This window comes from Streptomyces sp. GbtcB7 (assembly GCF_019091445.1).
Classification (GTDB): Bacteria; Actinomycetota; Actinomycetes; order Streptomycetales; family Streptomycetaceae; genus Streptomyces; species Streptomyces mirabilis.
Window position 1 is genome coordinate 1 of sequence record NZ_JAGXJM010000414.1, and the last position, 254, is coordinate 254.

Below are 254 nucleotides of genomic sequence, written 5' to 3' on the forward strand. Positions count from 1 at the left end.
CAGTCGGGTGCCGATGGACGCCGCCGTGCGTTCCGATGCGGCGACGGCACGCAGCTCGCGCTCGGCACGGCGACGGAGCGTCTCGAACCGGTCCGCGATATCGCGGTTCGGGTGCGCGCCGTTCCGCAGGTCGGCTTCGAGGCGTTCGAGGTCGCGGAGGGTCCCGTGCGCCCGTTCGATTGCTGCAGAGCCTGTTGTGACAGCGTGCTCGGCCTGAGCGATGAGGTGGTCCTCATGTCGCTCCACCATCTGCC

Annotated in this window: 1 protein-coding gene; it reads left to right on the forward strand. The window is 69.7% G+C overall.

Annotated elements, in window-relative coordinates:
- On the forward strand, positions 1-254 hold a 254-nt coding region (locus tag KVT44_RS56395), incomplete at both ends, for a hypothetical protein (protein ID WP_217577054.1).